This window comes from Cecembia rubra (assembly GCF_003014575.1).
Classification (GTDB): domain Bacteria; phylum Bacteroidota; class Bacteroidia; order Cytophagales; family Cyclobacteriaceae; genus Cecembia_A; species Cecembia_A rubra.
The window spans coordinates 208352-222951 of record NZ_PYGF01000006.1 but is presented as its reverse complement, the minus strand read 5'-3'; the positions used below and the strand labels follow the sequence as shown (position 1 = coordinate 222951).

The window sequence follows — 14600 nt, the reverse complement described above, 5'->3', positions numbered from 1 at the left end:
TAAAAATCGCCGATTCAGCTAATGGCTATCGTGAAAATTCGCAAACTCTGCACGGTGCTGATCGGGATTTGCAATCCCGATCCACGATACAATGGATTTGTAATCCATCCTTACCTTCAAGGTGCCTGAAAACATCAAAAATATTTAATCAATTAAATTCCTGCCTGTAGCAGACAGGTCTGGCACCTCTGTGTATTCCAAAAAAATGATCTCCAAAAGAACCGAACTCCTCAACCCCTCAAGACTCCCATTCTACATTCTTAATTCCTAATTCTTAATTCTTAATTCTACCTTCCTAATCCCACATTTCCCTCCCCACATCCTGGCCCTTAAGGCATTTATCTCAAGAATTCACCTAACCAAAAACCATCCATTCCGCATGTCCTCACGATTATATTTCATCGGCTCCAGACTGGGATAGGTAAGTACCTCCCTACCTGCCGCCTCCACAATGGCCTGTGCGGCAGCAGTATCCCATTCCATCGTCGGCGCAAAGCGCGGGTAAAGTTGGGCCCTGTCTTCCGCTACCAACATAAACTTCAGGCTTGAACCCATATTGATACATGCTGCATCCGGGTATTGGGAGATAAATTCTTCTGTTTCGGTAGTCCGGTGCGAACGGCTGGCAACTATGGTTTCTACGGTGGCGTTTGGGATAGCTTTAAGTTTGTGCGGAGACTTACTTCCTTCCTGCTTCCAAGCACCTTCTTCTTTGTTTCCCCAGAACAGCCAATCTAACACAGGTGCATAAACAACCCCTAAGATGGCCTGCTGCTGATGAATAAGAGCGATATTCACGGTAAATTCACCGTTTTTTTTGATAAATTCCTTGGTCCCGTCGAGTGGATCTACCAACCAGTAATATTCCCAATGCTTGCGTATATTGAAGGGGGTATACTTACCTTCTTCGGACAATATTGGAAGCTTTGTTTCCTTCAACAACTTGACAATCACCTCATGGGCAGCAATATCTGCCTTGGTAAGGGGAGAATCGTCTTCTTTAAATTCCACTCCCTGATCGAAAGAATTGTAAATGGAGAGAATGATGCGCCCGGCTTCGAGGGCGGTGGATTTGGCGAGAGAGCTGAGTTGGGGAAGATTCATCTTTTTTATTTCACAGAGAACCATGTATTATGAGCCAAGGCAAAAGGTAAAAGAGTGTTCTTGATTATTATAGGGTAGTGATGGTTGACGGAAATATTAAAAGCCAAAGCAAAAGTGACACTTAATTCTTCAGACAAGTCTATTATGATTGGTTCAGTTTTTTGAGAATACTGGCCAAAATATTTTTTACCTCTTTACTTTCAGCAACCAAGAAATTTAAATCCTCACCGGGCCTTTCTTCTATCGCTTTGATTACCCGTAACCAATAACTAGATTCTCTAGCTTCTTTCAGAGCAATTCTAATTTTGTTTTTAAAATCAGCTTTAGAAGAACCTGCCTGGGCTTCCTCATAATTTGCTCCGACAGATGTTGATGATTTTCCTAATTGATATTTAATGATTTGAAATTCAGAGGTGTTGGGCAGGTTTCTGAGTAGCTTCAAACACCTTACACCAAAATTAGAAGTCCTTTCTAAAAGATCATTTTCTTTCATCCTTTAAGCTTAACTTCCAACTAATTGCCCCCTGATTTTATTTTTGCCTTGGCTCTTATCTAAATTTTATTTTCACTTGGCTCTTTTAACTTTTGCCTTGGCTCTTCTCAATGATTCAACCACTTGGCTCTTTATCACTACAACCTCGCATCGACCGCCACCTTTGGCAAGAAACCTTTCACATCAAACACCACACAATTATCAGACTTTTGGATGTTCATGCCCTTGAATTTGTCATGGGAGACGGCAAGGACAATACCTGAATATTGGCTGATGTCCAATTGGTGCCCTCCATTGAGGATCGATATGCCATACTCATGCATAACCTCCTCTGGTGAAGCCCAAGGATCATACACATCCACATCCATATCAAAAGATTTCAGCTCCTGGTAAATGTCAATTACTCGGGTATTGCGGATATCCGGGCAGTTTTCCTTGAAGGTAATGCCCAAGATCAGCACTTTAGAATCGATTACTTTCAAGTCTTTGCGCATCATGTGCTTAATGAGTTCTGTGGCCACATGACGGCCCATAGAATCATTCAGCCTTCTACCTGCCAGAATGATCTCAGGATGATATCCTACTTCCTGCGCCTTTTGCGCCAGGTAATAAGGATCGACGCCAATGCAATGACCTCCGACCAAGCCTGGTTTGAAGGGAAGAAAATTCCATTTGGTTCCTGCAGCAGTCAGGACCTCATGGGTATCAATTCCCAAGAGATTGAATATTTTGGAAAGCTCATTGACAAAAGCAATATTGATGTCCCTTTGGGAGTTTTCGATCACTTTGGCGGCTTCGGCGACCTTGATGGAAGAGGCAAGGTGTGTACCTGCTGTGATGACTGACTTATAGAGTTGGTCCACATATTCTGCTACTTCAGGGTTGGAACCGGAAGTCACTTTCAGGATTTTGGTAACCGTATGTTCTTTATCACCCGGATTGATACGTTCTGGAGAATAGCCACAGAAAAAGTCCTGATTGTACTTTAAACCTGAAAACTTCTCCAAAACAGGCACCATTTCTTCTTCGGTTACACCGGGATACACAGTAGATTCGTAAATGACCACATCCCCCTTTTTCAAAAGCTTCCCTATGGTTTCTGAAGCCTTGATCATAGGTGTCAAAACAGGTCGGTTATGGCGGTCTGTTGGCGTAGGTACGGTGACCACAAAGATATTGCAGTTGGAGATGGTCGATACTGCATCGCTCACCAATAATCCTTTCATTTTAGCTTCCAATTCGATGGTATTGGGAACTAAAACGGATTGCAGCAGTTCATCTTCTACCTCAAGGGTGCGGTCTGTTCCTTTCTGTAGCTCATCTACTCTTTTGGAATCTATGTCGTAACCAACGGTTTTGAATTTCTCAGCAAATGCTACCGCCAAAGGAAGGCCTACATACCCTAATCCAATGATGGCAATCTTCGAATCTTGTAATGGAGTCAACATTTTGAATAATTGATAAAAATATGAGTATTAACTTTTATGAAATGTTTCGGCTGGCAAATATAAGGTTTTGGGCTGAATGGTCTATATGATTTCAGAGGTTTGAAAAAGGAATTCCCGGGCCAATGCTAATCACTAACTTGTCTATTTGCTTTTAATTTTGACAATGCATGATTTGAAATTCAGAAGCACCGGTTCATTCCTGAGCAAGTTCCAATTTCAGGCACAAAAATAAATTTCCCTACCAATGGGTCATTGTACTATATTTCAAGTTTGATCGGGCCCATTGATTCCCTTTATTTAATTTCCCTTTTACCTTTCCCTTCTATATCAAGCTAGGCTTTTCCTTTTCCAGCCTTTCGTAGATTTTCTTGACTTCTTGGGAATTTTCTTTTCTTAGGACAAGAATGGCATCATCTGTTTCGATCAGGATAGTATTGGTCAGTCCGGTAAACTCTGTATGCTTATCTGTTCCGATCACCAGGTTTCCCAAATCATCTTTAGGATAACCATTTTCTACCAGGTAATCATAAATGGATTCAAAAGAGCCCATATCTGACCAAACAAAATGGGAAGGAACAACTTTGATTTTTTCGGTTTTTTCCATTACCCCATAATCTACTGAAATGGATGGAATTTCTAAAGAAAGGTCTTCCCTAAGGAAATTACCATTTATTTGCTTGAATGCTGTAAAAGACTTCAGGTAAACATTAGGTTCATACTTAGCCAATTCATCCAGGAATACCCCTGCCTGAAAACAAAACATTCCAGAATTCCAGTAAAAATTCCCTTGGTCCAAAAAGCGCTGGGCAGTGGCCTGATCTGGCTTTTCCCGGAAACTTACCACATCCTCTCCTGCTGCTTCGATATAGCCATAACCCGTTTCGGGACGTGTAGGCTTAAGTCCGAAAGTGACAATAAAACCCTCTTTAGCCAACAAAATCCCACGATTAACCGCTTCTTCATAGGCTTCTCCTTCCTGTATCAATTGATCGGATGGAGTGACAAATAAAATATCCTCCGGGTGACTTGCAAGTGCAGCAAAAGTAATGGCAGCTGCTGTATTTCTTGGACAGGCCTCAATGATTTCTCTATAGTATTGAATTCCAACTTTTTCCAAATCCTTTCTAGATAAGTTGTAATTGTCAACATTCCCCACAACAAGCAGCTCTTCACAAAATGATAGGTTTCGGATTGCTGTCTTTTGGAACAGGGTTTCTCCTTCAAAAATCGGTAAATATTGTTTTGGCCTGCTTTTTCGGGATAAAGGCCAAAGGCGCGAGCCGACCCCCCCACTCAAAATAACGTTGATCGTTTTCATGTTCTCAATTTTTAAAAATCAGGGAAAATTAATCAAAAACTTTCCTATTTAAAATCAATTTACTTGTTTAGAATTTCAGGTTCATGCTACTTCAGGAATTGAATATAATAAGATTATCAATTTAAAGTACTGATGGGATTATACCTGGTCCTTCTAGGTGTATTTTTGCTTCTTTTATCAAAGTTTTAAAGATTTATCTCTTAACCAGAATACAGCTTCGCCCTTTCAGTCACAATTTCTAGATCAGCAAGGGAAATTGTCACTTAGCATAAGTGCATATGGTTTTAAGGAAGCAGCCAGAGTTCTTTAATTAAAGTGGGGTGCAGTCTAAAAAATCTCTTCCCTATTCACTATTTCATTTTCAACGCCACAAATATATTAGCTAAAGCGGGTATTGGAATGGAATTTTCAAAAAAACACAACTAAAGGCAACTATTTATATATAGAGGGGAGATTATAGATTGGGAAAATTCTGTCAACCGCAGAATTTTATTGAACTTTTTCTTTCATACTGCCCCATAATTCTGTTAAAATATATAAATTGTAATTCCGGATAATTATTAAAATCTGTTCACCCAAATTTTTACCGGATTCTTTAAGGACCTTTAATTACCGATATCATAGAAAAATGAAAAAAATCAATTTAGAGTTTATTGTCCCCATCTCCATTAAGAGGACAATATCAGTCTTTTGCACAATTGTGCTTTGCTTTTTTGGGATATCGGCAGAGGCCCAAAGTTTTAAAAAAATGGCTTATGACAGGAATCATAGTCTGGCACTTGGTTTCGGACCTTCTGTATTTTATGGTGAAAACGGAGGAAATTACCGGTCTTTACAATTTCCTGTGAAACCAAGTATTACTTTGGCCTACTCCAAACGTTTAAGCGATCACCTTCAATTACGACTTACAGGGGGTCAGCAGGGCATAAAGAGCTGGGACAGGTTCAAACAGAACACCATTGAAAATTGGGCATTATCCGGTGTACCTTACGCTTTCCGTGGAAGCGCCTTTTTTATTGATATTATGCCACAGTTTATGCTTTTCCCATCTGGCTACTTAGGTAGCCGGTCCCAATTCAACGTTTATGGAGGACTTGGTGTCGGTGCTGTCTTTGTCAACAGGGAACAGCGTGTTTACAGTGCCAATGGAGACATTGCCACTAAGGTAAATACCACGAGTGCCTATATTCCTGTAAGGGCAGGAATAATTTACGGACTAAGTTACCTTTACAACATTGGGCTGGAAGGCACATTTATGAACACTTTTTCGGATGAACTGGATGGTAATAGTATCAACGCTAAAAGAAATGACCATTTGATGCAATTGAATTTTACCCTAACAAGGTATTTTTAAGGAGAAGTCAGAACGAAAAGTCGGAAAATTCAACCTTTGAATCCTTGAATGAACCCATTTTTGGCTCACCAACCCATCTAATCCGGGGATTCCACTCATCAACCCAATTTCCCAACCATATCAAATTTTTATTTTCATTGGATTTAGTAGTTTTAATTGAATCAAAATCACAAAACTTATTCAATCATGCATAAATTTTACAGAAAATTAACCCAAATAAGCTTGCTGGGATTGATTTTGCTATTGGCGATCAATTTCCCAATAAGCCCTGCTGTTGCCCAACAGGTGGACATGAGCCAGTTCAAGGCCATGAAAACCAGAAGTGTGGGGCCTGCAGCCATGAGTGGTAGGGTTACTGCCATTGATGCAGTTCATGCCAATCCTAACATTATCTATGCAGGTTCCGCCTCAGGTGGTCTATGGAAATCCACTTCCGGAGGAATAACCTGGACCCCGATTTTTGATGAGGAAAGGGTACATTCCATCGGGGCAATATCCATTAACCAGAAAAACCCAAATATAATCTGGGTAGGGACCGGTGAAGGGAATCCCAGAAATTCACTTAACATGGGATATGGAGTTTACCGCTCACTAGATGCAGGTAAAACCTGGCAGCTGATGGGTTTGGAGAAAACCCGTGCCATCCACAGAATCATAGTTCATCCAGATGACCCAAATACGGTCTACGTGGGTGCTATTGGTTCTCCTTGGGGAGAACAAGAAGAGCGTGGGGTTTATAAGACTACTGACGGCGGAAAGACATGGAAGAAAATCCTTTATGTAGACAACAAGACGGGTGTTGGAGAAATGATTATGGATCCCAACAACCCGAACAAGTTGTTTGTCAATATGTGGGAACACCGCCGTTATCCTTGGTTTTTCAAGTCAGGGGGCCCATCCTCTGGCCTATATATGACCATAGATGGTGGTGATAACTGGAAGAAGCTGGATGAGAAAAACGGTTTGCCGAAAGGAGAACTGGGAAGGATGGGTTTGGCCATGTCCAAAGCAAATTCCAATAAGGTCTATGCCTTAATTGAATCTTCCAAAAATGCCCTGTATGTTTCTGAAGATGGAGGGGATAATTTCAAATTGGTCAACGACAAACCTGAAATTGGCGACCGTCCATTTTACTACTTTGAAATATTTGCTGATCCAAAAAATGCCGATAGACTATATACATTGTATTCAAGAGTGGGCATGTCAGAGGATGGAGGACGCAGCTTTTCACAATTGTTAACTTATGAGGGTGTTCACCCGGATCACCATGCCTGGTACATCCATCCTGAGGACCCGGCATTCATGATTGACGGTAATGACGGTGGGCTGAACATCACCCGTGATGGTGGCAAGACCTGGTTCTTTGCCGAAAATCTTCCCTTAGGACAGTGGTACCATATCAATGTGGACAATGAACTGCCATACAATATTTATGGTGGTCTCCAGGATAACGGCAGCTGGGTTGGCCCGGCTTATGTCTGGAGACGTGATGGCATACGAAATACATATTGGCAGGAAATCATGTTCGGGGATGGATTTGATGTAGTACCTGACCCTGAAAATTCAAGGTATGGCTATGCCATGTCCCAAGGGGGTAATTTGGCAAGGTATGATAAGGAAACAGGACATAAAAGAAACATTCGTCCTACCCATCCGGATAAGGATGTGTTCCTGAGGTTCAACTGGAATGCGGCCATTGCTCAATGTCCACATGATGCAGCTACCATCTATTACGGAAGCCAGTTCCTTCACAAGAGCACTGACCGGGGCGAAACCTGGGAGATCATTTCCCCTGATCTCACCACCAATGATCCTGAAAAGCAAAAGCAACAGGAAACAGGAGGCTTGACTTTTGACATTACCGGTGCTGAAAACCATACCACCATCATTGCAATTGCTCCTAGTCCGATTGACCCTAATGTGATTTGGGTAGGAACAGATGATGGCAATGTACAGGTAACCAGAGATGGTGGAAAAACATGGACCAATACAGCCACGAAATTAACAGGTCTTCCTAAAAACAGCTGGATCCCTCAGATCCAGGCATCCCGGTTTGATGCAGCAGAGGCCTGGATTGTGGCCAATAATTACAGAAACAATGATTTCTCTGCATATGCTTACCGAACCAAGAATTTTGGCAACAGCTACGAGCGCATTGCTGATGACAACAAAGTCTGGGGTTATACTTTGTCCATTATCCAAGATCCGGTAGAACCAAATTTGGTATTCCTAGGAACAGAATTTGGATTGTACATCAGCTTTGATAATGCCAAAACCTGGAATCAATGGAGACATGGCTATCCAAATGCTGTATCTACTTATGATATGGTCATTCAGGAGAGAGAGGCAGACCTGGTGATAGGAACGTTTGGAAGATCCATCTATGTATTGGATGATATCAGACCATTGAGGGTCTATGCAAAGAATCAGGGCAAGGCTCCCGCATCTAAAATCACAGCTGTGGAACCTTCTGATGCCTATCAGGCTGAAATCCACCAACCTCATGGAGAACGGTTTGCAGCAGATGCCAAATATACAGCTGAAAACAGAGCATTTGGTGGAAGGTTGCATTTCATTATCAATGATCCGGGTAAAGAAAAAATGGATACTGTCACCGTGTCTATTTTCAACACCTCCGGAGAACAGATCAGGACTTTAAAAACAGTTCCGCAACAAGGAGTCAACCAAGTTATCTGGAACCTTGACCGTAAATCAGCAGCGGATACACCTGCGGGTTGGGGCGCACAATCAGGAAGAGCTCGAGGATTCTTTGAACCGAGTGGAGGCCCTGCCCTACCTGGGAAATATAAAGTGGTATTTACCTACGGAGATGCTTCTTCAGAGACCAGCATCCAAGTCTATTCCGACCCTAGAATCGAACCAGCTCTAGCAGATCTGCATGCCAGGGAAAACCTCCTGAAGGAAGCTGAATTGCTTGCTGCCGATGTCACAAAGGCTACAAGGCAGTTGGATGAAGCAAAGAGGGTAATCGACAAACTATTGGCTTATGCCAAAGATGTAAATACCGATGAAGTCAAAGAATTGGTGAAACTGGCAAATGAAACAAAGAAAAAGGTGGACAAAACCAGGGAGGCTTTCTATGGACCGAGCAGAGAAGGTCAAGGTATCGTAAGGAACCTATTCCCTACCACTATGAGCAGGTTATTTGCACCGAGAAGCTATGCAAGTTCATCATTCGGTGCCCCTGGAGCTACCGAGCAGCGATTGATGCAGCATGCCAAAGAAAGTGCCCAAGAAGCCATGGAGGTTTGGAAGGCATTCTTTGAAAATGACTGGAAGCCTTTTGAAGAAAAGGTCAAAGCAACACAGATTGATATCTTCCAGGTCATTGAAAAATAAAGACAGGATCTAAAAAGCCCCGGTTTCGGGGCTTTTTTTATTGGTTCTAAATTATCCGTGCCCTTCAGGCCCGGGTGGGAGATTAGGGGATAATGGTTTTAATCGGAATGGGCTATGCCCATTCCGATGATATATCGGCCTTTCAGGCCTATATCAACCTAATTCCCCCAACCAATCCTCCCAACATAGCCACAGAACCAGGCCTGAAAGGCTGTGATATTCCAGCAATGTTCATAGGACATTGCTGAAAGGCCGATATATTCCAGCAATGTTCTCCGGACATTGATGGAGCGGTACCCAACCGACGGTCATAATCCATCGGCCCAGGCCCGAAGGGTCGAGATAAACAATCAATCCCAAACATACCTCTCATCATATTCCACCTTATACTTTCTCAAAAAGGCCCTATACTCCTTTTTAAAATCCTTTTTTTGGTGATGCTCTTTTTGATTCAAAATATATCTTGTGACAACATCAACTTGGGCAGGATTCACTGAAAAAGCGCCATATCCATCCTGCCAATAAAAATTTCTCAACTCAGGTGACTGAGTTTTCATCCACTTAGAAGACTCCGTTTTCAGTTGTTCTACAAACTTCACAAGGGTTATCTTCTTTGACAATAAACAAAGAATATGGATATGATCCATATACCCACCAACAACTAGAGAAGGAGATTCAAGATTCCTGCAAACACCTCCAAGGTATCTAAAAAGAACATCTTCTACCTCGGGCAAAATAAGGGGCTGTCTGTGCTTTGTACTGAAAACCACATGGAGGTAGTTTTTTACTAATGATTGACCCATACCTAAAGAATTTATGATTGTAAAATGATTCCAGTGTCATTAGCTAATCAATAGAATGAAATAACCCAATTGAAATTAATGGATCTAAAAAACATAAAAAATAATAGGAGCTCAATTAACCGATTATATCCGATTAATGTATTGGTCCCAAATTATCCGTGCCCTTCAGGCCCGGGTGGGAGCTTAGGGGATGATGGTTTTTATTCGGAATGGGCTATGCCCATTCCTATGATTTATCGGCCTTTCAGGCCTATATCAACCTAATTCCCCCAACCAAAAAGGCTGTGATAATCCAGCAATGTTTTCCGGATATAGATGGAGTGATAGCAAAACTATGCTCAATTGGGGAATCGACTCAGCCAGCCATCCTCTCCTCCACCCCCATACCAAACAGGGCAAAGTCATACTTCACTGGATCTTCGGGATCGAATTCCCTGAGCCTCTCCGTCAGTTCCACTGCCGTCTGCCAATCGGTCTGCTTTCGGGTAATCAGACCCAGCCTCCTTCCTACCCTGTCCACATGCAGGTCACAGGGACAGATCAACTGATAAGGTTTAATGGTCTTCCAGATTCCAAAATCAACAGACTTATCATCTGCGCGGACCATCCAACGTAAAAACATATTGATCCGCTTACAGGCCGCCTTCCTTTCGGGTGTTGCAATGTGCTTCTTTGTCCGCTGTGGAGCAGCAGGGAGTTGAAAGAAATAATGATGAAAATTGACCAAAATCCTCTCCATCACATCTACTTCCGGAGTCCAGCCAATGGTAAATGCCTCCTCCAAACTTTCATGATTCTTGTAAAACCAAGAGAAAAATTCAATAAAATAGAGGGTATCAATATCGTTGAAAGTTCTATGCTTGAATTGTAGGAACGGTTTTAGATCACTTTCTCGATGGTGCAACATAAAATCATGTGGTGCATTGTCCATCATTCCAAAAAGCTCAAGGCATTTATGGATGATGGTCTTCCTTTGTCCCCAAGCCAATACTGCCGCAAAAAAACCCGCAATCTCAATATCCTGCTTTTTGGAATACCGATGGGGAACAGAGATAGGATCCAAAGGGATAAAATCCGGCTGGTTGAACTCAGCAACTTTCTGATCCAAAAAAACCTTTAAATCCATCTACAGAGCCACATTCACCTCACCCCCTTGGGTACCATCAAACCATTTGAATAACAACTGATTATCATTTCTTTCGGACAAATGCCAATCGAAACATTTCATATTAGTAAGTGCAGTAAGACTGTCCCTATCAGGGTCATACAGACAAACATCAAAATCCGGCAAACTTTTGGGATCGGTAGTGTTCCATTTTTCCAAAAGCAATCCCTCATCGATAAATTTTATTTTACCCCCAAAGTAATAATCTTCCAACACTGAAGGTACTCCATCTTTTCTTCTCAATTGAAAGCAAGTGGGTCCAAACATGATCTGTTTGAAAACTTTGGCTTCCAATAATCCATTGGTGTTTGGCAATTCTTCCCAATCTGTCTTCTTGGGTACTTGTACTTCTCTATCAGGCCTGAGATTGGCCAAGAAACGGGAAAGTGCTGAAAAAATATAAGTCAAACCTACAAATAACAGCCCAAATGTAGCCATTACGGGATATGAAATCACGAAAATGGCATTCCATAAAAAACGGAAAATGTTATGAATGATCAGTTGGAATTTATTCATCAAGCAGGAAATACATCAGCAAAGTTACTGCTAAGCTTTTGGATTCACAAAAGGCTTACCGGTTACAATAGGATTTTAAGAAGAAAAGGGTCAAATATGAACTATTGGAAAGACGCAGTTCAGAACTCGGATTTCCGAAGCCCTAGGCAAAATGTCCCGAAATTCCCCTTCCGACTTCCGAAACCTCATTTCTTGCCTCTTATCTCTTGCTTCTTGTCTCTTGTTTCTTGTTTCTTATCTCTTGTTTCTCTCATTAATACGCAATCTCCACTGGGAATCGGGCATTGACCGCACGCAACTGATCATAAGCCGCTTTTGAGAGTTTAATAACGAGCCTGCTGTTATCTCCTGTATCAGGGAGTTTCCCCACCACCCTGGCAAAGATGGTGATGTCATTTTCTTCATTTCTTACCCTCATGATTGTACCCACTGGGGCATTACGGTGCAATACCAGGTATTTTTTATGGTTGCCAGTTCCTTCAATTACTTCAGCCAAACCGCTTTCTTTGATATTTTTATAAGCTGTGCTGGCGTTTGGATTGCTGATTTCAGGTTTTGGAACGGCCAATTGACCTTCTGCTCTTTGGTTATTGATTACAATAGGAACAGAGGAGGTTACCACGGGCACTTTGGAATCCGGCTCCCTTCCCACTTTTAATTTTTGTCCTATTGTCAGGTTATTAGAAGACAAAGAATTCCAGGTAATCAGGTTGTCTACCTTAGCATCATAAGCCTTGGCAATGGAAAAAAGCGTCTCACCTTGGGCTACAGTATGTGTTATCCAATCTCCCGGCAATGGTCTGGCAGCTGGGTCGGAACCAATTGGCTGAGAAACTGCCGATTTTGGTTCTTCTTTTGGTTTTGCTTCCTCCCTGGCAGAAGCTGCTCTTTCTCTATTGCCGGTAGCTTTTTCATTTGAAGCAGTCACAGGTACAGTCACAGGGGCTGGAGTTGTTTGTTGGACTGCAGCGGGGCTTGGTTCTGGTTCGGGCACTCCTTTGATAATCAATGCCTGTCCTACACTGATATCATTACCTTTTAATTGATTCCAGGCCATCAGTTCATCTACTTTTACTCCGTATTGCCTTGAAATCCCAAAAAGCGTCTCACCAGGAGATACTTTGTGCAATCTCGAACCAGAAGGAACAGCAGATTTGGTAATATATGGAATACGTATCCTTTGTCCTGCTTTCAAACCTTCTTTCAATTGGTCATTGACCTGTAAAATATCATTTATCGCTGATTGGTACCTCCTAGATATGCCAAAAAGTGTTTCCCCAGGATCGACTTGATGGATGATGAATGTCTTGTCACCTACCCGCTCTACACCTATTGAATCCAATGGATGGAATCCAAAGGCTTGCACCTGTGAGAATACCAAAATACCAAAACAAAGGACAATCAACTTCTTCATAATCTACTGGATAATTTATGCACAAATTTCAGATTAATTTTATCATTTCCAAGTGGACAGCTATGAAAGGAGTAATCCTTACATGACTCCATGATTCTTTACGGATAATTTTTAAATTCGGATATCCAAGATTATTGGTATATTCAAAAACTAAACCAATTCAACATGAAACACCTCGGAATATTTGTGTTTTTGAGTCTTTTTTTGACAGCCCACTCAGTTGTTAAGGCACAGGAGGAGGAAAAGTCTAAAGGGGAAAAGAAAAAAATTTACACTTTTTTAATCGATGATAATATTGATCCCAGGATGAACCGCAGGGTTCAACTGGCACTGGAAGATGCCAAGAACAAAGAAGCTGACCTGATATTGATAGAGATGGACACCTATGGAGGGGCTGTCAATGATGCCGATGATATCAGAACCATGATTCTTGAAACTGATATTCCTATCCATGTATGGATCAACAAGGACGCAGCTTCTGCCGGAGCCTTGATTTCCATTGCCTGTGACAGTATTTATATGGCCTCTGGTGCCAGCATTGGTGCAGCCACTGTGGTGATGGGAGGCGGAGGAGATGCGGCTCCTGACAAATACCAATCCTATATGCGCTCCATGATGCGCAGCACAGCTGAAGCCAAGGGAAGAAATCCCAAAATTGCAGAAGCCATGGTGGACCAGAACATTGAGATAGAAGGCGTCAGTGCCAAAGGCTCCGTGATTACATTCTCTGTTTCAGAAGCGATTGAAAACGGATTCTGTGAAGGTCAGGCAGATTCCAAAAAAGAAATAATTGAAGAAAAATTGGGCATCAAGGAATATGAAATCATTGCCTATGAAATATCTGGAGTGGAAAAAGTGATCGCTTTCTTTTTGAACCCCGTGGTAAGCGGCTTTTTGATCTTGGTGATTTTCGCAGGTATCTATTTTGAAATTCAAACACCTGGAGTTGGTTTTCCATTGGCTGCTTCCATAACAGCCATTATCCTTTATTTTATCCCATATTACCTGACAGGTTTGGCTGCAAATTGGGAGATTGCCGTCTTTATTGTAGGGGTAATCTTATTGCTGGTGGAAATTTTCCTTATTCCGGGTTTTGGCATTTTTGGTATTTTAGGCATCATAGGCATATTGGTCGGCCTCACTTTGGGAATGATACCAAATGATGCCTTTGACTTCACTTTTGTGCCTTCAGGGGAGCTCTTTGCTGCACTTGTCACTGTAATACTTGCAGCCATTGCTGCCATAGGACTGATCTTTTTTATGGCCCCAAAAGTCAACCAATGGAGAGCATTCAGCAGCATTGCACTGGCAAGCACCCAAAAAAGGGAAGAGGGCTACACCTCTACGCTTTACAGCAATAACCTCATGGGAAAAGAAGGGATAGCCCATACCCGCTTGATGCCGAGCGGAAAGGTCATGATTGAGGAGGAAGTTTATGATGCTTATTCGCGTGGAGAATTTATAGATAAAGGAGAAAAAGTAAAAGTCATCAGTACTGAAGGAACGAGTCTGAAAGTAAAAAGGCTGGGATGAAGATTTAAAGCTAAAGGAAAAAGGAGAAAAAGTGGGAAGTTGAAGTTGCAATTTCAGGTAGAACGGTAATGTAAAAAAGGGAAATAAGTTGA

12 protein-coding genes are annotated in these 14600 nt (G+C 41.9%); 4 read left to right on the top strand and 8 right to left on the bottom strand.

All coding sequences use genetic code 11. The features are described 5' to 3' along the window. Window positions 1–351: 351 nt before the first annotated feature. The 4 genes from cysQ to CLV48_RS12465 form a co-directional block, all read right to left on the bottom strand. Window positions 352–1104, bottom strand: coding sequence for a 3'(2'),5'-bisphosphate nucleotidase CysQ (gene cysQ, locus CLV48_RS12480; RefSeq protein WP_106567671.1), 753 nt, complete (start codon window positions 1102–1104; stop codon window positions 352–354). Between the two features lie 142 nt (window positions 1105–1246). Next, window positions 1247–1597 carry a four helix bundle protein gene (locus CLV48_RS12475; RefSeq protein ID WP_106567617.1) on the bottom strand — a complete coding sequence of 117 codons (351 nt, stop codon included), beginning with the start codon at window positions 1595–1597 and terminating at the stop codon, window positions 1247–1249. Between the two features lie 137 nt (window positions 1598–1734). Continuing rightward, on the bottom strand, window positions 1735–3045 hold the full coding sequence (locus tag CLV48_RS12470) for a nucleotide sugar dehydrogenase (RefSeq protein ID WP_106567616.1): 1311 nt from the start codon (window positions 3043–3045) through the stop codon (window positions 1735–1737). A gap of 322 nt (window positions 3046–3367) precedes the next feature. Further along, the gene (locus CLV48_RS12465) at window positions 3368–4363 is read right to left on the bottom strand and encodes a mannose-1-phosphate guanylyltransferase (protein ID WP_106567615.1); all 996 of its coding nucleotides are present in this window, start codon (window positions 4361–4363) and stop codon (window positions 3368–3370) included. 628 nt (window positions 4364–4991) lie between these two features. Here CLV48_RS12465 and CLV48_RS12460 point away from each other — a divergent pair. From CLV48_RS12460 to CLV48_RS20570, 3 genes are all read left to right on the top strand, one after another. Beyond that, the gene (locus tag CLV48_RS12460; RefSeq protein ID WP_106567614.1) at window positions 4992–5717 is read left to right on the top strand and encodes a hypothetical protein; all 726 of its coding nucleotides are present in this window, start codon (window positions 4992–4994) and stop codon (window positions 5715–5717) included. Between the two features lie 186 nt (window positions 5718–5903). Beyond that, window positions 5904–9077 carry a VPS10 domain-containing protein gene (locus tag CLV48_RS12455; protein ID WP_106567613.1) on the top strand — a complete coding sequence of 1058 codons (3174 nt, stop codon included), beginning with the start codon at window positions 5904–5906 and terminating at the stop codon, window positions 9075–9077. 92 nt (window positions 9078–9169) lie between these two features. After that, window positions 9170–9325: a hypothetical protein gene (locus tag CLV48_RS20570; protein ID WP_170069022.1), complete on the top strand. Its 156-nt coding sequence runs from the start codon at window positions 9170–9172 to the stop codon at window positions 9323–9325. A 102-nt stretch (window positions 9326–9427) separates the two neighbouring features. Here CLV48_RS20570 and tnpA read toward each other — a convergent pair whose 3' ends face one another. From tnpA to CLV48_RS12435, 4 genes are all read right to left on the bottom strand, one after another. After that, entirely contained in the window at window positions 9428–9880 is a 453-nt protein-coding gene (tnpA, locus tag CLV48_RS12450) for an IS200/IS605 family transposase (RefSeq protein ID WP_106567612.1), read from the bottom strand. Window positions 9881–10235: 355 nt separating this feature from the next. Next, window positions 10236–11006, bottom strand: a complete 771-nt coding sequence (locus tag CLV48_RS12445) for a TIGR02757 family protein (protein ID WP_106567611.1) — start codon at window positions 11004–11006, stop codon at window positions 10236–10238. Beyond that, on the bottom strand, window positions 11007–11561 hold the full coding sequence (locus CLV48_RS12440) for a hypothetical protein (protein ID WP_106567610.1): 555 nt from the start codon (window positions 11559–11561) through the stop codon (window positions 11007–11009). Between the two features lie 253 nt (window positions 11562–11814). After that, window positions 11815–12975 carry a LysM peptidoglycan-binding domain-containing protein gene (locus tag CLV48_RS12435; protein WP_106567609.1) on the bottom strand — a complete coding sequence of 387 codons (1161 nt, stop codon included), beginning with the start codon at window positions 12973–12975 and terminating at the stop codon, window positions 11815–11817. 165 nt (window positions 12976–13140) lie between these two features. Here CLV48_RS12435 and CLV48_RS12430 point away from each other — a divergent pair, with 165 nt between their 5' ends. Continuing rightward, window positions 13141–14508, top strand: a complete 1368-nt coding sequence (locus CLV48_RS12430; protein WP_106567608.1) for an NfeD family protein — start codon at window positions 13141–13143, stop codon at window positions 14506–14508. The last annotated feature ends 92 nt before the right edge of the window (window positions 14509–14600 follow it).

Bases quoted from the DNA above. Each gene is read 5' to 3' on its own strand.
- cysQ (WP_106567671.1), bottom strand. From the start codon at position 1,104: ATGAATCTTCCCCAACTCAGCTCTCTCGCCAAATCCACCGCCCTCGAA.
- CLV48_RS12475 (WP_106567617.1), bottom strand. From the start codon at position 1,597: ATGAAAGAAAATGATCTTTTAGAAAGGACTTCTAATTTTGGTGTAAGG.
- CLV48_RS12470 (WP_106567616.1), bottom strand. From the start codon at position 3,045: ATGTTGACTCCATTACAAGATTCGAAGATTGCCATCATTGGATTAGGG.
- CLV48_RS12465 (WP_106567615.1), bottom strand. From the start codon at position 4,363: ATGAAAACGATCAACGTTATTTTGAGTGGGGGGGTCGGCTCGCGCCTT.
- CLV48_RS12460 (WP_106567614.1), top strand. From the start codon at position 4,992: ATGAAAAAAATCAATTTAGAGTTTATTGTCCCCATCTCCATTAAGAGG.
- CLV48_RS12455 (WP_106567613.1), top strand. From the start codon at position 5,904: ATGCATAAATTTTACAGAAAATTAACCCAAATAAGCTTGCTGGGATTG.
- CLV48_RS20570 (WP_170069022.1), top strand. From the start codon at position 9,170: ATGGTTTTAATCGGAATGGGCTATGCCCATTCCGATGATATATCGGCC.
- tnpA (WP_106567612.1), bottom strand. From the start codon at position 9,880: ATGGGTCAATCATTAGTAAAAAACTACCTCCATGTGGTTTTCAGTACA.
- CLV48_RS12445 (WP_106567611.1), bottom strand. From the start codon at position 11,006: ATGGATTTAAAGGTTTTTTTGGATCAGAAAGTTGCTGAGTTCAACCAG.
- CLV48_RS12440 (WP_106567610.1), bottom strand. From the start codon at position 11,561: ATGAATAAATTCCAACTGATCATTCATAACATTTTCCGTTTTTTATGG.
- CLV48_RS12435 (WP_106567609.1), bottom strand. From the start codon at position 12,975: ATGAAGAAGTTGATTGTCCTTTGTTTTGGTATTTTGGTATTCTCACAG.
- CLV48_RS12430 (WP_106567608.1), top strand. From the start codon at position 13,141: ATGAAACACCTCGGAATATTTGTGTTTTTGAGTCTTTTTTTGACAGCC.